This window comes from Helicobacter typhlonius (genome assembly GCF_001460635.1).
Lineage (GTDB): Bacteria > Campylobacterota > Campylobacteria > Campylobacterales > Helicobacteraceae > Helicobacter_C > Helicobacter_C typhlonius.
Genome location: NZ_LN907858.1, coordinates 141,492 through 160,866 on the forward strand (window position 1 = coordinate 141,492; position 19,375 = coordinate 160,866).

Consider the following 19,375-nt stretch of genomic DNA (forward strand, 5'->3'; position numbering starts at 1 on the left):
GCATTTACCACCGCAAAGTCTTTTTATAAATCATCAGCACGCTTGCAATAATATACAAAATGCCTAAAAAACATAAATTTATAAAATATTCCCACACACTGCCAAAGCTTGCTCCCATTTGATTGAGCTGCAAAAGCCCATTTATGCCGTGATATGCGGGGAGAAGGCTTACAATAGCACTCGCCCAAGGGGCGATTTGTGTTTCTTGCCACATAAAACCGAGCAAAAAAACCACCGGCATAGAGGCGAGCATAATGATTTGCGTAGAAAGGGCGCGTTTGGGTAAAAGTGTGCCAAAAAACACGCCAAAAGCAGCAGTTGAGAGGATAAAGGCAATACTAAAAAGCCAAAAGTCAAGGATATGTGCCCCCACATACACGCCATAAAACTCATAGGCGAAACCAAAATAAAACGCAAAAAGCACCATATAAATGCAAAAAAACACCAATATTTTTGAGATAACAAGCAGTAATGGATTGGATTGTGCATAATAGTTGCGCACATCTTGTGAAAACTGCTGATTTTGTGTGCCACCGATAATTCCCGCCCCTGCAACAAGTGTTTGATGAAGTATAAAAATCAATATGGGTGCTAGAGTGTAATTAATATAGCCCATTGAGGGGTTAAAAAGTGGTGTAAATTTGGGTTCTAAAAGCTCTTTTTGTTGCGTATTAAATGTGATTTTTATATGTTCGTTAAAAGATTCTATACACTCTGCTGCCGCGTTAGCTATCGTGCCATAAATGAGCAAATACGAGGCATTTCCCATAATCGCCACGACAGGTGGAATGTGTTGATAGAGATGCTTTTCAAAGTCGCGCGGAATGCTTATTACGCCATATATTTGGCTGGATTCTATAAGCTCTTGCACCCTATTTGCATTATGCAAAATCTCCACAATTTCCAAATGCGGCGAGGCGCGCACAAAGCCGATAAGTTCCCTTGAAGAGTGGGTATTGTCATAATCGATAATGGCGATTTTTTGCGCACTTACCACATCGGCATAATAGGGCGTGGGATACAAAAAAAGATAAAAAAGTGAGCCGCCAAAGATAATAATCATCGCCGACACAGAGGTAAAAATATTCTTTGCTTCTAGGATAAAGGTGGAAAATAAAGCCTTCACAATGTGATATCCTTAATATCGCCAATGCGTAAAAATTCGTTATACACGTCCAAAATGAGCATTTGGCGATTAGTTTTTAATGCAGGGTTGCTGTCATTAACGAGTACAGATTCAAAGAATAGCTCAAGTGGGGCTTTGAGTGCAAACAGAGATTCTATATGTTCTTGCGTATTTGTGAATCTATGCTTCTTCAGCTCTATAAGCGCGTTGTAGAGGGATTTTTCTGCCTCAATATGAAGCAAAGATTCATTAATTGGTGCTAATTTTATATCGTCCTCTAAAATATTTGCCACCCTTTTAAAGAGCCCCACCAACGCTTCTTTATTGCTTTTTTCAAAGAATGTGCTTAGGCTTTTGGTGTTTTCTATAATTGTATGGAGATTACGCACCTTTTGATTATCTACACGCGCATTAAGCACGCAACGCACAAGTGAGGGATTAACTTGCAAGAATCCTTCAAGCCGCTCTAAGAAAAAAGATTCTATATGTGCGAGGTTGCTTTGCTTATAGCCCACTGCTTGATAAATGTGAGGTATATCACTGCTTAAATCAAAATCCAACCCATAATGCGTAATAATCTTTAGCACACCATTTGCTGCGCGTCTTAGGGCAAATGGATCTTTTGAGCCAGTAGGAATCTTGTTGATACTAAAAAGGGCAAAAATATTATCAAGCTTTATGCTAAGTGCCACAATAGCACTTAAAATATTGCTAGGCAATGGGGAAACTTCACCTGTGGGGAGATACTGCTCTTTTATACTTAAAGCGACAAGCGGGTGCATATCAAATTTTTGTGCATAGTAATAACCCATAATACCCTGCAACTCTGTAAATTCATATACCATTTGCGTGAGTAAATCCGCCTTTGCGTAAGTGATAGCTTCTTTTAGAATCTGCTTTGCTTCGTTTTTATCCAAAGTGAGTTTGTGGCTAAAAGATTCTAAGAGAATCTGCGCGATAACGCTCTCTCTATGCGATTTATCAAGCATAGAACCAAGAGATTCAACAAATACAATTTGGGAGAGTTTTTCGGGTTTAAAGCTATTTTTTATGTCATTTTCATAGAAAAATACCGCATCGCTTAATCGCGCTTTAAGCACCTTTTGATTACCTTGCACGATAGGCGCTAAATCCTTTGCTGTGCTATTTGCCACAAGCACAAAGCCATTATGTAGGGCATTGTTGGCATAGGTAGCAAAGTATCGCTGATTTTCTTTCATTGAGGTAATAATCACTTCAGGGGGCAGGGCTAGAAAATCTTTTTCAAAGCTCCCATATGCCGCGCGTGGATATTCAGTAATCGCCACGATTTCATTCAGTAAATCCTCATCAATTTCTACCTTTATATTTTGGGTAGATTCTATATCTGCGATTTGTTTTAGAATCTGCTCTTTACGCTCGTTTTGGTCTAAAATGACCTTGCCATTTTTGAGAATCTCAAAATAATCTTGAGCTGATTTTACCGCCATAGGTGCAAAACTCACATCTCTATGAACGAAAGTCTGCGCCTTGCTTGTGATATTAAAGGCATTTACTGCTATTTCTTCATTACCCAAAAGGACGCAAATATTACGCACCGGGCGGATAAAGGGTTGTTTCACATTGCCCCAAAGCATACTTTTGCCAAAATGCAAAGATTCTAACCATTGTGTGATAATCTCATTAAGCAAAGTGCTTGTTGCCACACCTTTTTTTGTGTAGGCATAATACAGCACTTCTTTGTTGTCCTTAAGCTTTGTTTGTAGTGGCGCATCAAGGCTAAGATTGTTTTTTTTATAGAAGCTCTCTCCTGCCTTGCTTAAGCCCTGTGTCTTATCGCTATTATTAAAGGCAATGCTAAGGGGAGGACCATAAGCTTCTATGAGTGTATCTTGCGTAAAAGTAGGGAAGTTCTCCTCATAAAGCGTGATTCGTCTAGGTGTGTAATAGAGTGTAGGTGTGGAGGTAATATTTACATTTTGCGCACTTTTTTGCCATTTTGCTATGATATTTGGTAGCTCCTTTAGCAGCGGCAGGGCGGGAAGCTCCTCGGTTACAATCTCAACGAGCAAGGGTAAATGTGGCTCTTTCAAGTATATTCCTTTAAAATTAGATATGATTGCGTGATTGTAACGCAAGTGTTATTAAAAGTGATTTATATAGCCTAGATTTGATGATTTTAGGAGGAGTAAATGCTGAAAAGATTCATAAAATGTATGTGTGCGATGATGATATTGGCGGTGATTATGCCTATTTTTGCCCTGCCATTGTATAAGGTTGAGGGCAAATGCGTGCAGCCTAAAGATTTTAACAAAAATCAAAAGCAGGTGATTCTCAAAGCCTTTAAATATGGTGCAAAAAGTGGCTTTGGCTATACAATGGCAGCGATTGCGTGGAAAGAATCTTGTGCTGGGGAATATCGTGTAAATTTTGCCGACCCATCTGCTGGAATCTATCACGCACATATTCCGGGTGTTATCAAAAAGCATAAGCAAAAGGATACTAACTTTATGCGCAATATGGTGGGAGAACTTTTGATGCGCGATGATGATTTTGCCTCGCAAACCGCGCTAGAAGAGTTAAGCTATTGGCATAAGGTGAGAAAGGGAAATTGGTATGAAGTGATAAAGTCCTACAATAAAGGCTTTAGCTGGGAAAAGGATAGAGAGCGCAATAAAATGGCGCAGGAGTATTTTGAGGATATTTTTACGCGTGTGAAAGCCCTGCAAAACTATATCCCTAAGCTAAGCCCTGCCACTGCAAAACTTGCCAAAAAAGATTATGCACTAAACTTTGCCAAAAATGCACAGCTACAAACGCAAAATTTGCAGATTCAAAACACTATAAACAATACAAAAAGGGCAAATACAAAACCACAGCCAAAGCAAAAAGATAGTTTTGTGATTTTAGAGGAGTGATGTGAAATTTTATATTTGATAAAAGAAGTTGTAATGTAACCCACTCCTCTCGCAAGGGAGGGGCAACACCATCGTAAGGGACGCACTATGAAGCAATAAGTAAAAGGTGTCCCACAAGAGCGTTATGCTTCAATTTTTCCATTTTTGGGTTTAAATTTGAGATGCTACTCAAGCGGTAGCTTTGGGGGAGTATTCCCTGCGGTGATTGAAGCACTGCATTTTTAGAAACTAGATTTTATTCCAATCCACCAAAGCGTCTCTTGCGCTGTGAAAATTCATTTAGCATAGTATCTAGCTCATCGGTGCGCAAATCTGGCCACAAAGTATGTGTAAAAAATAGCTCCGCATAGCTTAACTGCCAAAGCAAAAAATTCGATATGCGCTTCTCGCCCCCTGTGCGGATAAGCATATCCACATCAGGTAAAGTAGCGGTATCAAGATGCGTGTTAATTAGAGCGCAAACCTGCTTTGAGTTAAGGTTATTGATTTTATCGGGGCTAAGCGTATGGGCGATTTTGATAAAAGTGCGCGCAATTTCATCGTGTGCGCCATAATTAAGCGCGAGAATCTGCGTGATATTTGTGTGATTTTGCGTGATGTGTTCTAGCTCTAAAATCGCATTTTGCAACGCACTACTAAAAACGCTAATATCCCCTATTGTGCGGAATCTAATGCTATTTTTCATATATAGAGATTTTTCGTTGTGGAGATATTTTTCTAAAAGACGCATAAGGAAATCTACCTCCACTTTCGGGCGCTTCCAATTTTCGGTAGAGAAAGCATAAAGTGTGAGGTAGGGAATATGCTTATTTACACACCACTGCGTGATATCCCGCACGATTTTTGCACCCTCTTTGTGCCCTTGTGTGCGCTTTTTGTCTTGATTTTTTGCCCAGCGCCCATTGCCGTCCATTATCATTGCGATATGCTGTGGATACGCGGGATTTGTGGAAATATGTTGCTTCATAATTTTTCTTTGCGTGGATTATTGGGCAAGGGGCGTAAGAATCGCGCGGGATTGCCGACATAGAATCCGCTTTGTGTAATATCTTTTGTAACCACTGCCCCCGCGCCAATCACCACATCATCGCAAATGGATACGGGTAAGATTGTCGCATTTGAGCCAATACATACGCGATTGCCAATGTGTGTAGATTCCCATATGTCGCTTGTTGGTGCGGGCGCACCGATGCTAAATTTATCATTGATAAACATTACATTATGCCCGATGAAGCAATCCTCACCAATACTTACGCGTGAGCAAATGAAGCTGTGCGATTGCACCCGCGTGCGTTTGCCAATATGCGCATCGCATTGAATCTCGCAAAATGGTCCCACAAACACATCATCATCTAGCGTGCAACCATAGAGATTGCTTGGCGTTATGACTTTGACATTTACACCTTCTTTGACATTGATAACTTTAGATTCTATAAGTTGCATTTTAGCCCCGCAGTTTTTGTAGCTTATCTTGTAGGGATTTGAGCTCGAATGCGTAATTTTGAATCTTGTCAAAAGTTTCTTTCGCGTTTTTGCTAAAGTTATTAGGAATAGGTAGCTGCTCTAAATCTGTAGGATTGAGATTGCCGAGATTCTTTTCATAGAGCACGGCGAGCGCGTTTTGCCCCTGTGTAGAAAATAAATAGCAGTAAATGCCTATGGCTGTTTGGGGATTTTTCGCACGAAGGATAATGATACCCGCGTTTGGCACGACTTTAGATCCTTTGATATCCGGGCTTAAGATGGTGAATTTTGGTGTTGTGCCACGAATGGAAATAGCGATGTCATAGGGCAGAAGGCTGTATTTGTGAATCTTATGCACATCGCCCTTAAACCTCTGTGTAGAAAACTCATAGCAGAATCCAAAGTCGGTAAAATCGGCAATGCCCAAGTCGAAATAAGCAATTTTTTCATCTTTGCTCCCGCCATATACGCGTTGTCCGCGAAAGATTTGAATGCCAAGTGTGCTAAGTGGCGAGTGATTCTGCGCTTTTTGTATAGGTTTTTGCACATAGGCAGCGGCGGTAAGGTCGTGGGGATTAATATCTCGCATAGGTGTGAGGCAAGAATGTTCGCTCGTGCGCTTATTGCGATAAATATCGAGCAAATCATCAAGGTTAATGAGGCGATTATATTTGCCGTCTTTGTGATAAAAATGTGATGTGTTGGCGTTGATATGCAAAATAGCGTCATTGTTTTGTGAAAGCACAATGATAGAAAAATCGTGTGTTTGGTGTGGAAAAAGATTCTTTGGTAGCTCGATAATCGCCTCTATCAGCCCCTCCTCGCAAAGCCTCTCGCGCAGTTTGCCTTCAAGGGAGGATTTAAGCAAAGTTTGTGTGCGCAAAATAAACACACCCTTGTCTTTGAGATAAAATAGAGAATGGATAAGAAAAAGTAGCTCCGGATAGGTTTTGATGAGGGATTCATAAGTAGCAAATCGCTTGTCCTCTTTTAAAAACTGCGCACCGATGTGGCTATTAAGCGGTGGGTTGCAAATGATTTTATCAAATTTTTGGTGCTTGAAACTCTCATTTGTTAGGATATTATTCAAAAGCAAATGGCTTGAATCTAAATCCAAAATCTTGCAAATAATCTTGGCAATGCGCGAGAGCGAAGATTCTAACTCTTCACCATAAAGTTCAAATTGATGTGTGTTGTTTGCGATTGCAAAAAATAGGCTTCCCATACCATAGCAGGGGTTATATACGCTTTGATTCTGTTTAATATCAAGTAGCCCCACGAGCAGTTCATTGACTTCAAGTGGTGTGGAGTATGAAAAAAGTTTGTGCGTAGTCTTTTTTTGCGTGATGATATGCAAAAATTCCTCAATAGTGTAGTTTGAAGCATCATTTGCAATGATGACTTTTAGAATCTTAAGCAGATTTGAATGTGGATTCAGTGGGATATAGAGCTCCTCACCAAGTGCATTTTTTAGGGTGCTGGTGCATTCCTCGTAGATAGGTTTGCGCTTTGCCGCTAGGGTAATGAGGGTCTCTATAAACTCGGGGAAATGCCGCTTGAGCCAAAACATTTCAAGTATAATGCCTATGCACTCGAGCATATCGGTGTGGTAGCATTTGATATATTCAAAGCAGTTTAGCAATTCTTTCAAATTTTGCTCGCGCTCTCCCATTCTGTTCCTTGTATTGCTTTTTTGTGTTCTATGCACGCACGGCAAGTTTTGTGATAGCTTCTATATTGAGGTCGTCCATATGGCTTTTCATCACTTTAGAGTACATATCCACGAGGCGGTTTGTCTCGATAAGCGAACTCATCTCACGCACCGCATTAACATTACTTTTTTCGATAAAACCCTGCGCAAGTATGGCATTATGCACGAGATCTCTCTCATCTTCTCTTTGTGTTGGAAATTCATATAGATTCTGTCCCACTTTTTTCAAATAACGTGGATTCTCAAAGCTTACTATGGCAAGTGAGCCGATGTTGATTTGCTCGGCTATAGCGTCATTATTGAGATTTCTCACATAGAGATTACCAAATGTATCGGCTTCGAGATTTAAACCCACAGAAATATGAATTCCTTCTTGTGAATCTAGCCCATCGCGACTTATTACCAAATGTCCGCTTTTATTGACTAAATACCCATTGCTATCAATACTAAAGCTACCATCTCGCGTATAGCGGATTCCATCGGGAGTTTTAATGGCAAAAAAAGCATTTTCTTTTTGCAGGGCAAAATCAAGTGGATTGTCTGTCTGGGCGAGATTCCCTACGCTCCTATCAGTGTATTCCTCGCTAATAATTGGCACACGATTCATCGTGCGATTGATAAATTTAGCTGCTTTGCGCGTGTGGTCTTCAATGGGTAGTTGTTCCTTGTGCGTTTCAAAAAGGCGCAAATAATCGCCAATTACCACATCATCACGTTTAAAGCCCGTGGTGTTGAGGTTGGCTAGATTATTTGAGATGAGGTCAAGGCGGTTAAACTGCGTAACCATACCGCCTGTGGTGTTATAATATCCGCTTTGCATAAGCTTCCTTTACATCAGTATGTAAGCCTAAAAAGCAAAAGATATTCCTAAAACCTACTTGAAAATACTATTGAGGAGTTTTTGCGCACCCTCTTTTGCCTTGTCATCTTTGATGTATTTATCTATCGCCTTTTCTGCACCCTTTGAAATTGCCTTAGTCGCTTCAGCTTTGATTAAATCACTCGCATCAATGTTAATATCGGGCGAGGAGAGCTTGTTGCGCGCTTTGAGATAAATATATTTATCTTTGATTTGGAACTTCAAATCTGCGTTGATTGTGTTTTTATCCATATCAATACTTGCGCCTTTTGCTGCAATAATCGTATTATGGCTTTTTAATCCAATATCTGCGATTATAAGGTTTTTATCAATATTCGCATTTAGCCCTGCGTCCTCATAAGTCTCTTTAGTAATATCAGTCTTAAGATATTGCTGTGCGAGGTCTGTAATTTTATTTGGCATTAGCTTACCATTGCTTAGCACCGCCTTGAGTGTACCTTTTTCTGTCAATGTATCATATTGCAAGTTACCATTCATATTTGAGCTAAAGACTTCAGGGAGCTGTGCCATTGTGAAAAGTTTAAGTGTATTGACATCTTTGAGTGAGGCATTGAGTTTAGAATTATCAAGCACCGCGTCTATATTGCCCCCGAGTGATTGCGTATGAAAATCTGCATAGAGCGTTTCAGCGAGCTTTGCTATACCTGTGGCTTTAAAGTCTCCGGCAAGTTCTATGCCCGTGGTAAATTTAAGCTTTTTAAGATTTGGAATTACCGCTTCGTAAGGGACATTCACAGCAAAGTCATTAAGATTAATGCTCGTTTTGGTGAGTTTAAGTGTAGCAATATCAGAATCGAGCCTAGAATCTGCGTTGCCTATGCCCTTATCAAGCATTATATTCGAGGCAAGGTTGAAATTTGTATTTGGCATATCTAAATCCATTTCTTTTTTCATTACCGCGTTGTTTGTTATACCCTTGAGATTAAGAGTCGTTTTTGTAGAAATACCTTTATCAAAATCGCTTAACACAGCATCGAGATTAAGCTTCATATTTGCATAGCGCGGCATATATATCATCCACAAGAGTGTATCAAGGGACATATTTTTTACCTGCACTTGCGCACTATGAGGCGCAAGGTCTCTAAGTTCCGCATTAAAGGTTGTCTGTGAATCTGCCACATTCGTGCTACCCCTTACCTCTAAAGATTCCATTCCGCCTATAATATCAGCTTTTGTCGCGTAGCTCCCGCGTATAGGCATACCTGCAAGTGGTGTGAAAGCCGATAAATCGCTCAAATTCACATCAATATGCGTTTTGGTTGTGAGATTACTAATGAGCGTTTCCCCTGTGGAATGGATATTGCCGACATTTGAGTTAAAGTTAAAGTCGTGGTTGAGTTTATCCATATCAAAAAGCGCATTAAGCACGATAGCAAAGGTTGTTTTTGGCACTTCTATTTCAAAGTCTTTTTTAATTAATGTGCTATCGACCAAGCCTTGAGTAATGTTTAAAAGCGCGTTGCCATTGAAATTCATATCCTTATCGCCCTTAATATCAGCATTGAGATTAAGGGCACCGTTTGCGTAGGGCTTCATACCTACCATAGCCAAAACCTCTTTGATTTGCAAGTCTTTGATGTGGGCGATGATTGAAGTAGGCGTGTAGTCTTGCAAAATTACAGCAATATCGGTAAAGGACTTTGCTATATCGCTTGTTGTATTGATTGCGAGATTATTGAACGCACCTTTTGCGGTGGTATTGATAATAAATCCTCCTTGCAATGGCGTATCCACAAGCTCACCAAGTGCTGAAATATCTCTTGCATCGACCTTGAGAGCGATATCAAGTGTTTGTGAGAGGAGTGAGAAATCCCCGCCAAGTGTGATAATAATCTTGTTGCTGTGCGTAATTAAAACATCAATGCTTGAGAATCCTAGCGAAAACTTATCCACATCAAGCTTGAGTGGCGCATACTTATCAATTTGAGATTGCAAAATGCTTTTTACGAGCATATTGCCCGGTGGCGTGAAGAGCACTATAATCACAAGCAATACTAACGCGCAAATAATCCCAAGAAACCACAATAAAACCTTCTTCATTTTTCCCCTCCAATTTTTTATGAAAGTTTAGGCATATTAAGTTGCCTATTTCTGCTCGCGATAATAACGAGCACAAAAATGCTTACGATGATGAGTTTAAACCATAGTGGTAGCGGTTCAGATTCACCCGCAGCATAGCTATGCATACCGGTAAGATAATAATTCACACCAAAATAAGTCATAAGCACCGAGAAAAAGCCAAGCACCGAGGCACTCGCAAAGACAAAAGGTAGATTTGTTTTGCATATGAGTCGCAGGTGCAAGATAATAGCATACACACCAATGCTAATAAGCGCCCAAGTCTCTTTAGAATCCCAGCCCCAGTATCGCCCCCAAGATTCATTTGCCCATACACCACCGAGAAAATTTCCCACACTTAGCAGAAATAGCCCTAAAATCATCGACATTTCATTGAGTGCAGTGAGGGAGAAAATCGAGCTTGTGATATTTTCCCGAGATTGTGTTTTGAGTGTGATTTTAGGGTGGCTAATGATAAACATTAAAAGCGTGATGAGCCCTAGCACAAAGCATAATCCTAAGAATCCATAACTTGCTGTAATCACAGACACGTGGATATTGAGCCAATAAGATTTAAGCACGGGCATAAGATTGCCAATTTGCGGGTCCATATCGCCAAGATAAGCGACAAAGAGCGTAACTCCAGCCAAAAAGCTTGACGCGCACAAAGCAAGGTTTGATTTTCTAAAAAATACCACGCCAGAGAGCATAGCAGCCCACGCAATGTATATCATTGATTCATAAGCATTGCTCCACGGGGCGTGTCCTCCCACATACCAGCGTAACGCCAAGGCACAAGTATGAATGATGAAAAGTAGAAGCAAAATAAGATAGAACGCATTATGTAGGAGTTTATGCAGAGGCTTATTGCGAACAATCGCGCTAAGCACAATGATAAAAAATACCACGCTTATAAGAATATATGGCAGGGTGAGTTGATAGAAAGGATTGTAAGTATTGAGGAAAATTTCTGAATCCACCTTTGCCTGTGATATTAATGTATCCTGCGCGTTTGCTTGTTGATACTCACGCATAGCCCCTATGGCTTTTATCGCCTCGTCCCACTTGCCCGCTTCTAATCCATTTTGGATACCAATGCCTAGCTGCTTATATATTTCTAAAAGCTTCGTTGCCTTTGCCATATCCTCTTGTGCCACAGCGGAGGATATCGCATCAAGCGGAGAGAACCATTGGTTATTTTCAGCCTTGCTATCGGGGAAGATTCTAAGTGCCTCTCCGGTGTAGATAAGATATGCGTAATTAACGCGCTTATCAACATTGATAACATCTTTTTCAAAGGCATTGCGTGAAGCGGGGCTTTTGAGATTTGCCTCCTCGACATAGTTTTGTAAGAGATATTGTCCATCTGCCAAAACATCAGCAAAAGAAATATATTTTTGTTTCTCATCAAGCCCTAGAATCTGACGTAATTGAGGGGTTTCTGTCGCTATCATTTTTACGCCCTGCATTGCATCGGGCAAAAAGGTCATTGTCAAAAATATTTGAGTGGAATCCATTCCTAGAAATTTTGTTTTTTTGGTGATTTGGTGGATATATTCATTTGCAAGTGTGTGAATGGGCTTCGTGCGTCCGCCAAAATCTTGCATTAGCACCTTGTCAAATTCCTTGCTAATCGCACCAAAGCTTTGTATTGCAAGCTTGAGTTGCTCCTCTGTGGCGACATTTAGGAGCGAAGAGGTATTATCCATTTTTTCCATTCTTGCGTGAGGATTTATAGAATCTCTCTCCTGTGTTGCCTCCTGCTGTAATATAGAATCTGCTTCATCTAGTGCCTCTTGCGTCATCTCCTGCGTGTTTGAATATGTTTGCAAATTTGTGGAATCTGTCTGTGCGTGGAGGGTATATGGCAAAAGAGCCGCGCTAAAGGCTAAGGCAATACAAAAGTTTTTTTGTGTTTTGAGGAATCTGCTAAGAGTTCGAAAGCGTCCATTTTTATCAAAAAGTAGCCAAATCACGCCAAGCACGAGCAGAGTATAGCCAATGTAAGTTGGTGTTTTGCCCGGGTCCCTATTCACAGAGATATGCGAACCTTTTTCGTCCGTATCATAGGAGGATTGGAAGAATCTATACCCGCCATAATCAAGCACATTGTTCATAAAGATTCTATATGGCATAGGCGGATTTGCGCCATCTAGCACCTCTACTTGCGAGGCATACGAGGCGGGGGAGTTTGAGCCCGGATATCGTTCAAGCTCAAATTTTTCTAGTTTTAGCTTAAAGGGAAGCGGGACTTGATCCACACCCCACGCGAGAAAAATCATATATTCATCGCTTGTAAGCAGAGTGATGCTTTCTTTTGTGGGTGTGAGATTCCCTTGTCTTAGAATCTGCGTGTCAGTGCTTTGCCCCGCAAAGTCTATCTTTGCATCAAGCACATATATGCCATTTTGTGGGATATGAACCTCGCCTGTGCTGATATGCAAAGGCTTGTCAAAAAATTTTATCGTGCGCTCTATTTTGCTATTGAGTTTTTCATCAATATGCGTTTGAATCTGCGCGTATTGCACATTATTTTGCAAATCCTTGACTTGTATAAAAATATAATGTTCGTTTGTTGTAATAAGATTTGTGCTTTCTCCCTCACGCAAATTCATCATACCCTCAAAACCAAAGTATCGCGTAATCCCCGCACCGAGTATGATAACGATAAAAGAAAAATGTAGGAGCAAGGAGGCATATTTCTTTCTTTGCCACGCCTGTGAAGTAATGAAACAGCCAATGAGTGCAACTACAAGCCATATATGCAGCACATCAAACCAAAATGCGCCATACACATAATATCGTGCCGCCATAGTGCCATCATATTTTTCAATAAATGTTGCAATCCCGCAGCCAATCGCATACACAGCCATTAGCACGAGGGCTACTCGCAAGTCGCAAAAAAGGCTTTTAATAATCTTCATTATATCTCCTCGTTGATTTCTCTATTGATTTGTTGTAAATTTTTTCCAGCCCACGCGCCACTTGCCATATACTCATAGAGTTTTAGCATCTTATCCTGTGGTAAGTAGCCGGGTAACTCATAAATAGCCTCGCCACTTTTGTCTATAAATACAAGCGTGGGTGTGGGGCGCATAGGGGATTTTACATAAGATTCCATAAGGTTATAGGTAGGGATTTTTTGCTCCTTTTCACCAAAATGCAAAATATGTGTTTTTGTGTAGCTTACATTGACATAATAGGGCAGGAAGTGTGCTTTTAGCATCTCTTTGAGCGCGGGATTTTTTGCAATATCATCTTTTAGTTTATCGCAATAGGTGCAATTATTTTTGCTAAAAATAAGAAGCGTGAGTTTGTTTTCATCAGTATTGATATGCTTTGTGTCTAAAAACACATCTTCTAGTCCTGCATAGCTTGATTTATCTCTATTTTCGGCTTGTTTTAGAATCTCGCTTTTATCCTGCGCAGTAGAGATTTTTACCTGTTCGTCCTCACAGCCTACAATACTCAGCATACAGAGCAAAAGAGATATTTTAAAGATTTTTTTCATTCCACAATCCTTCCTTGCTTTCTTTGATGATTTGCATAATGGCATTGGCAAATTGTGTATTATCATTAAAGCAACTACACACGCGATATTCAGGCATTCCTAGCTCCTTTGCTACTCCCGCATATAGAATCTTTAGCTCATACTCTGTTTCGGAATTATCAAGGGTGAATGATGGCGGATAGACTATCATCTTATGCTTTTTGTATTTGCGTATAGTGTCTTTGGTGCTAGGTTCTAGCCATTTCATACGTCCAACTTTTGATTGATAGCTTAGAGCAATTTTTTTAAAGACTATGCCCTTTTGTGCGAGGGCAGATTCTAAAGCCTCCTTGTTTTGATTACAATGCTTTTCATAGGGGTCGCCCTCGTCAATTCGCGCTTGTGGGAGACTATGCGCGGAGAGTAATAGCACAAAATCCTGTGCATTATCCGCCCCAAGAGTTTCCTCTATGCTTTTAACGATACAATCAATATAAAGCGGGTGAGTATGAAAATGTGCGACCTCTGTGATATGTGGCGTGTAATTTAGTCTTTGTAGTGCTTCCCTCGCATCAAGTAAAGATGATTTTGCCGTAGAAAATGAATACTGCGGATAAAGACTAAAAAGCACTATGGATTCTATATTTTGTCGTTGCAAATCCGCTAACACATCATAGGTAAAAGGCGGTGTGTAGCGCATAGCGTAAGTGTAAAGATTTGTAGAATCTAGCTCGTTTAGTTTATTTACAAGATTGAAAGTGTGGGCTGTAAGTGGAGATTTGCCCCCTATTAGCTCATAATTTTTTTTTGTATCTTCCACGCGCCTATGGGTGATGAAATTTGCCAACATTTTACGCATAAAATTGTTTTTTATCCCTAAAATCAAGGGATCGTTAAACACATTTTTTAGGAAACCTTCCACTTCGTAAATACTATTTGGTGCGCCCATATTGAGCAAGACAGCAGCTTGAGATTTGATGATAGATCCTTCATATTATACTTTGGGTTAAAAATTTTAAGTGATAATAAACTACTAAGGTTAATCATTAATAAGGAGAAGCTATGCAAGAATTTGACACCCTCACATTACAAGAAACCTATATGAGCCTTTTGCTGTATCATAAAATCTTTGCCTATTTTTTCGCACTCCCTTTTGTTTTGAATCTGCTCGTTTTGTTTTTTGGCTCTCATAACCTCGTTAAGATGAATAAAAAAATATACTTCATCGCGCCTATCACCTTTTTCCTCCTCTCTGTGGCGGTGCTTAGCGGTGTGAATCTCTGGGTGTTTGGGCATATTGAGTTAGGGCTTAATCTCATTGTGATGATTACATTTTGCCTTTTTGTATTTGTGGGGGAAATATTTCGTATGAAGATTCTCAAAGTCGCTAGACGCACGAGCTTTGAGGCGATGCAAAGCTATATAAGATTTTCAAAGGTGCTTTATGTGCTTGATTTAGTCTTTTTCGCTCTTATCTTGTGGTTTGCCTAATGCAGTTTTTATATCATCAAAATGCTGGAGAATCCCCACTTACACTTAGCGATGAAACCTTTCATTATCTTTTTAAGGTGCGCCGCATTGCGCCAAATGAGCATATCAAAATGCGGAACCTGCGCGATAAAAATCTCTATATCTATGCCATAGCACAGGTGCAAAAAAAATCCGCGCTTATAGAGATTGTTGGTTTAGAATCTACAAATCCCGCAGATTCTAAACATTCAAATGAGGAGGATTTTACACTTTCAAATACTACACAAGATTTTAGAGCTAGTGTGTGTCAATCCCCAGCCTTACATTTATTGTGGGCGATAATTGAACCAAAAGTTATTGAAAAAACACTTCCATTTTTAAATGAACTTGATGTGGCGCGTATAAGCTTTTTTTACGCGCAATTTTCGCAGCGGCAGTTTGCACCCTCTTTAGAGCGATTAAACAAGATTCTTATCCAATCTTGCCAACAATGCGGACGCACCAATCTTATGGATTTAGAAATTTTCAAAAGTTTTGATGAGGTATGCACTGCATATACACCTTTTTACGCCTTTGACTTTGGCGGTGAGGACATACGCGCCTTTATGCCATATAGAGAATCTACACAATCAAATGCCACGCGAGATTTAGAATCTACACGATTAAAATTTGCACAAGATTCTAAAATCATCCCTCAAGATTCCCAAACTCTTCGTATAATGGTGGGGGCTGAAGGGGGTTTTAGCGATGCAGAAAGAGCGCGATTTGATAAGATTGTAAGCCTCAAAGAAGGCACGATTTTACGCAGTGAAAGTGCGTGTGTATTTCTAGCGAGTATTGCTAAACTTTGGCAGAAGCCATAATTACAAGGAGCGCAAATGCAAATGGAACAAATGAATATAGAGCAGATCAAAGTTGGGATTGTGGGTTTGGGCCTTATGGGCGGCTCTATGGGCTTGGCACTCAAGGCTTTGGGGCAGATTCAAAGTCGCCATATTAGCCGAATTTTAGGCTATGATAATAATCCCATTCACGCGCAACAAGCTTTGAATCTTGGGCTTGTTGATGAATGTGTAGAATTAGATGAGATTTGGCAATGTGATGTAATTTTTCTTAGCACACCGCTTGAAAGCATTGTTGCGCTCATTACATCGCTCACGCCCGATATGATAGGGCAAAAAACTACGATTATTGATGTGGGTGGGGCAAAGGTGGAGATTCTCTTACATATCCCATCGTGGCTTCGGCATAATTTTGTTGGCGCACACCCGATGTGCGGGACAGAGTTTTTTGGTCCAAAAGCAGCTTTTGGTGAGTTATATAAAAATGGCATTGTGATTCTTGCTGATGTGGAACAAAGTGGGGCATATCAAGTCGAGATAGCAAAGGATATTTTTATTGGCATTGGTATGAAGATTCTTAAAATGTCTGCAAAGGAGCACGACAAGCATATCGCGCTTATCTCACATATGCCTCATATTATGAGCTATGCTCTCGCAAATGCAACTTTGTCTCAAGAAGACCCTCAAACGATTCTCGCGCTTGTAGGTGGTGGATTTCGCTCAATGAGTAGGCTATCTAAAAGTTCCCCGTTGATGTGGAAAGATGTGTTTAAGCAAAATAAGGCAAATGTGCTTAAGGCTATGGCGCATTTTCAAGAGGCATTTGATGTGGCGCGAGAAATGCTAGAAAATGAGGATTGGAAGGGATTAGAGTGCTTTATGGCAAGGGCGAATACATTGCAAAAATTTATGTAAAGGGGTTTAGGATTCTAAAACCTTAATAAATTAAAAACAGAATCTTCAAAAAGATTTTCTCTATTGATGTTAAAATCCTATGTGTAAATTAAAGTATGGCAAGAAAATAAAGCCAAACAATCTTGCTCTATATTTAAAGAGAATATGGGAATGGGAGCAATTTTGGCTTTATTGTGCTTTGTATTTAAGTTTATTATAAAAAATCTAATATAATCACGCTTACGCAAAATTCAAGGGATTTAATGAATAGAATCTTTATATGTGCTCTTTTGTGTCTTAGTGCGCTATGGGCTAGAAATATTGATGAGATACGATATCAGGGCTTGAGTGCCATTTCTAATGTCCTTGCCGATGAGATTGTAAATATCAAGCCCGGAGATAGTCTAGATATTGCTAAGGTCGATAAAGCTGTCGTAGCGTTGTATTCGCAGGGATTTTTTGAGGATATTTATGCGAGTTATGAAGGGGGTGTGCTGACTTTTCACCTTACACAGAAGCCAAAGGTGGCGAGTGTGGAGATAAAAGGATATGGGAGTGAGCAGGAGAAAGAGACGTTATATTCGCAGATTGGCATTAAAAAGGGCGATAGTTATGATGAGACAAAACTTGCGCGTGCAAAGATCATTATCCGCACGATTTTAGAATATCAGGGGTATTATGGGACGGTGGTGGAGAGTGAGATAGCCAAAGTGGGCGATGATAGTGCATATGCGATTACTTTCAGTGTAAATCAGGGGGAAAATATCGTTATCAAAAATGCCATTTATGATGGGCGCGAGAAGCTTAAGGTAAAGGAGCTAGAGGAGTTAAGCGCAAATAGGCAAAAGCAATTTATGGGGTGGCTGTGGGGGCGTAATAATGGTAAGCTCAAACTTGCTGATTTGGAATACGACCACGCAAGGATTCAAGATGTATATATGCGTAAAGGATTTTTAGACGCGAGTGTCTCTCAAGCGTTTTTAGATGCAAACTTTAATGATTATAGCGCGAACTTGTATTATAAAATCAATGAGGGGGAGCGGTATAAGGTTACAGGCGTGAGGATTGTCCTGCAAGTCCCAGTGATTGAAGAAGAAGAGTTACGCAAGATTCTCAAAGTCAAAAAGGATACATATTTTAACATTGAGGAAGTGCGCGAGGATGTAGAAAAACTGCGACAAAAAATCGCAAACTTGGGTTATGCGTTTGCACGGGTTAGCCCGGATTTGGATAAAGATAGTGAAAATGCAGAAGTGAAAGTGTTGTATCTCATACAAGTGGGGCAAAAGGTAAAAATCAATGATGTGCTTATCTCTGGGAACACGCGCACTGCGGATAGAATCATACGGCGTGAGCTACTTTTAGCCCCGGGGGATACCTATAATTTTACCGAACTCAAAGAATCTGAAAACACATTAAGAAGGCTTGGCTATTTTGGCAAGGTGCAGATTAATGAACGGCGCGTGAGTGAAGATTCTATGGATTTGCTTGTGAATGTCGAGGAGACGCGCACGGGCGAGTTGATGTTTGGTTTAGGCTATGGAAGCTACGATAAGCTTATGATAAATGCTTCTATACGAGAGCGGAATCTTTTCGGGACAGGGCAGAGCGGGCAGCTTTATGCGGATTGGAGTTATCGCCGACAATTAGTCAATCTCACATTAAGCAATCCTCGTGTGCTTGATTCTAAATATAGCACTTCTTTTAGTGTATTTCACTCTTTATATTGGAATTGGGATTATAGGGAGCAAACCACCGGTGGCACAATCACCGCTGGAAAGCTCCTCACACATACTTTGAGAGCATCTCTTGGATATACACTCTCTACCACGCGAGTAGTGGATTTTTATGATACAAGCTTGGAGCAAATCTATAAAACTTATCTTACTATCGATAGACCGCTTAAATCTGCCATTAGCCCAAGTCTTTATTTTGACAACACAGATGACTACTATTTTCCTAAAAATGGTGCAATTATCTCGGCATATGTAGAGTATGCAGGGCTTGGTGGAGATGAAAAATATACAAAATTTTATGGCAAAATGGCACTTTATTATCATCTTAAATCACTTATGGGGATTGATTTGATTGCGCGCTATAAAACTCAAGCTGGGGCAATGCTAAACCACGGCTATGTGCCCATCACCTCTAAATTTTATATGGGGGGGATTTCGAGCGTGAGGGGCTATCAAATAAGCTCACTCACGCCACGCGACCCGAGCGGGAGGATTCGTGTTGGTGGGAATTATATGATGACACATTCCGCGGAGCTTAGCTATGGAATCTTAGAGAAAGCACAAATGCGTTTGGCACTTTTTGTGGATTATGGAATGATAGGCGTAGATAGCCTTAGCGAGACTACTCGCGCATCTTGGGGTGCGGCGATAGAATGGATAAGCCCTATGGGTCCTATTGTGCTTGTATTCCCACAACCTATCAATCCACAACCCGGCGATAGAACATCACGCTTTGAATTTACAATGGGAACGAGATTCTAAAGTATGCTAGGGATTTTAGGTTAGGACTTGAAAAAGTAAGGAGTA

Annotated in this window: 15 protein-coding genes; 5 read left to right on the forward strand and 10 right to left on the reverse strand. The window is 40.4% G+C overall.

The genetic code is table 11. The annotated features are described in order from the left end of the window. Positions 1 to 4: 4 nt before the first annotated feature. Positions 5 to 1,126, reverse strand: a complete 1,122-nt coding sequence (locus tag BN2458_RS00720) for an ABC transporter permease (protein ID WP_034326651.1) — start codon at positions 1,124 to 1,126, stop codon at positions 5 to 7. Beyond that, a complete protein-coding gene (gene glyS, locus BN2458_RS00725; RefSeq protein ID WP_034343772.1) occupies positions 1,123 to 3,198 on the reverse strand; it encodes a glycine--tRNA ligase subunit beta in 2,076 nt (691 codons plus the stop codon). The genes BN2458_RS00720 and glyS overlap by 4 nt, the downstream gene beginning before the upstream one ends. Before the next feature lie 99 nt (positions 3,199 to 3,297). On the opposite strand from glyS, the gene BN2458_RS00730 reads away from it, so the two are divergent. Beyond that, a complete protein-coding gene (locus BN2458_RS00730) occupies positions 3,298 to 4,023 on the forward strand; it encodes a hypothetical protein (protein WP_231944808.1) in 726 nt (241 codons plus the stop codon). A 235-nt stretch (positions 4,024 to 4,258) separates the two neighbouring features. On the opposite strand, the gene BN2458_RS00735 is transcribed toward BN2458_RS00730, so the two are convergent. Genes BN2458_RS00735 through hemH form a run of 8 tightly spaced genes read right to left on the reverse strand, consistent with a single transcriptional unit; the run spans position 4,259 to position 14,575 of the window. Next, positions 4,259 to 4,990 (reverse strand): di-trans,poly-cis-decaprenylcistransferase, encoded by a 732-nt coding sequence (locus BN2458_RS00735; RefSeq protein ID WP_052082213.1) that lies wholly within the window; start codon positions 4,988 to 4,990, stop codon positions 4,259 to 4,261. Then, the gene (locus BN2458_RS00740) at positions 4,987 to 5,466 is read right to left on the reverse strand and encodes an acyltransferase (RefSeq protein ID WP_034326646.1); all 480 of its coding nucleotides are present in this window, start codon (positions 5,464 to 5,466) and stop codon (positions 4,987 to 4,989) included. Before BN2458_RS00740 ends, BN2458_RS00735 begins: the two co-directional genes overlap by 4 nt. A 1-nt stretch (position 5,467) precedes the next feature. Beyond that, positions 5,468 to 7,159: an N-6 DNA methylase gene (locus tag BN2458_RS00745; protein WP_034326644.1), complete on the reverse strand. Its 1,692-nt coding sequence runs from the start codon at positions 7,157 to 7,159 to the stop codon at positions 5,468 to 5,470. A gap of 28 nt (positions 7,160 to 7,187) precedes the next feature. Beyond that, positions 7,188 to 8,018, reverse strand: a complete 831-nt coding sequence (locus BN2458_RS00750; protein WP_034326642.1) for a flagellar hook-basal body protein — start codon at positions 8,016 to 8,018, stop codon at positions 7,188 to 7,190. A 54-nt stretch (positions 8,019 to 8,072) separates the two neighbouring features. After that, the gene (locus BN2458_RS00755) at positions 8,073 to 10,118 is read right to left on the reverse strand and encodes a translocation/assembly module TamB domain-containing protein (protein ID WP_034343773.1); all 2,046 of its coding nucleotides are present in this window, start codon (positions 10,116 to 10,118) and stop codon (positions 8,073 to 8,075) included. Between the two features lie 17 nt (positions 10,119 to 10,135). Continuing rightward, positions 10,136 to 13,060 (reverse strand): cytochrome c biogenesis protein CcsA, encoded by a 2,925-nt coding sequence (gene ccsA, locus BN2458_RS00760; protein WP_058122008.1) that lies wholly within the window; start codon positions 13,058 to 13,060, stop codon positions 10,136 to 10,138. Continuing rightward, the gene (locus tag BN2458_RS00765; RefSeq protein ID WP_034343300.1) at positions 13,060 to 13,647 is read right to left on the reverse strand and encodes a SoxW family protein; all 588 of its coding nucleotides are present in this window, start codon (positions 13,645 to 13,647) and stop codon (positions 13,060 to 13,062) included. Before BN2458_RS00765 ends, ccsA begins: the two co-directional genes overlap by 1 nt. Next, entirely contained in the window at positions 13,631 to 14,575 is a 945-nt protein-coding gene (gene hemH / locus BN2458_RS00770; protein ID WP_034343400.1) for a ferrochelatase, read from the reverse strand. The genes BN2458_RS00765 and hemH overlap by 17 nt, the downstream gene beginning before the upstream one ends. Before the next feature lie 113 nt (positions 14,576 to 14,688). Here hemH and BN2458_RS00775 point away from each other — a divergent pair, with 113 nt between their 5' ends. The 4 genes from BN2458_RS00775 (at position 14,689) to bamA (ending at position 19,330) form a co-directional block, all read left to right on the forward strand. Beyond that, positions 14,689 to 15,117 carry a hypothetical protein gene (locus BN2458_RS00775; RefSeq protein ID WP_034326631.1) on the forward strand — a complete coding sequence of 143 codons (429 nt, stop codon included), beginning with the start codon at positions 14,689 to 14,691 and terminating at the stop codon, positions 15,115 to 15,117. Next, on the forward strand, positions 15,117 to 15,959 hold the full coding sequence (locus tag BN2458_RS00780; protein ID WP_034326629.1) for a 16S rRNA (uracil(1498)-N(3))-methyltransferase: 843 nt from the start codon (positions 15,117 to 15,119) through the stop codon (positions 15,957 to 15,959). The genes BN2458_RS00775 and BN2458_RS00780 overlap by 1 nt, the downstream gene beginning before the upstream one ends. A gap of 45 nt (positions 15,960 to 16,004) precedes the next feature. Then, positions 16,005 to 16,853, forward strand: coding sequence for a prephenate dehydrogenase (locus BN2458_RS00785; protein ID WP_034326672.1), 849 nt, complete (start codon positions 16,005 to 16,007; stop codon positions 16,851 to 16,853). 242 nt (positions 16,854 to 17,095) lie between these two features. Further along, a complete protein-coding gene (bamA, locus tag BN2458_RS00790; protein WP_034326626.1) occupies positions 17,096 to 19,330 on the forward strand; it encodes an outer membrane protein assembly factor BamA in 2,235 nt (744 codons plus the stop codon). Positions 19,331 to 19,375: the final 45 nt, after the last annotated feature.

Coding starts and splice junctions, on each gene's coding strand:
- BN2458_RS00730 (WP_231944808.1), top strand. CDS start 3,298: ATGCTGAAAAGATTCATAAAATGTATGTGTGCGATGATGATATTGGCG.
- BN2458_RS00735 (WP_052082213.1), bottom strand. CDS start 4,990: ATGAAGCAACATATTTCCACAAATCCCGCGTATCCACAGCATATCGCA.
- BN2458_RS00740 (WP_034326646.1), bottom strand. CDS start 5,466: ATGCAACTTATAGAATCTAAAGTTATCAATGTCAAAGAAGGTGTAAAT.
- BN2458_RS00745 (WP_034326644.1), bottom strand. CDS start 7,159: ATGGGAGAGCGCGAGCAAAATTTGAAAGAATTGCTAAACTGCTTTGAA.
- BN2458_RS00750 (WP_034326642.1), bottom strand. CDS start 8,018: ATGCAAAGCGGATATTATAACACCACAGGCGGTATGGTTACGCAGTTT.
- BN2458_RS00755 (WP_034343773.1), bottom strand. CDS start 10,118: ATGAAGAAGGTTTTATTGTGGTTTCTTGGGATTATTTGCGCGTTAGTA.
- ccsA (WP_058122008.1), bottom strand. CDS start 13,060: ATGAAGATTATTAAAAGCCTTTTTTGCGACTTGCGAGTAGCCCTCGTG.
- BN2458_RS00765 (WP_034343300.1), bottom strand. CDS start 13,647: ATGAAAAAAATCTTTAAAATATCTCTTTTGCTCTGTATGCTGAGTATT.
- hemH (WP_034343400.1), bottom strand. CDS start 14,575: ATGGGCGCACCAAATAGTATTTACGAAGTGGAAGGTTTCCTAAAAAAT.
- BN2458_RS00775 (WP_034326631.1), top strand. CDS start 14,689: ATGCAAGAATTTGACACCCTCACATTACAAGAAACCTATATGAGCCTT.
- BN2458_RS00780 (WP_034326629.1), top strand. CDS start 15,117: ATGCAGTTTTTATATCATCAAAATGCTGGAGAATCCCCACTTACACTT.
- bamA (WP_034326626.1), top strand. CDS start 17,096: ATGAATAGAATCTTTATATGTGCTCTTTTGTGTCTTAGTGCGCTATGG.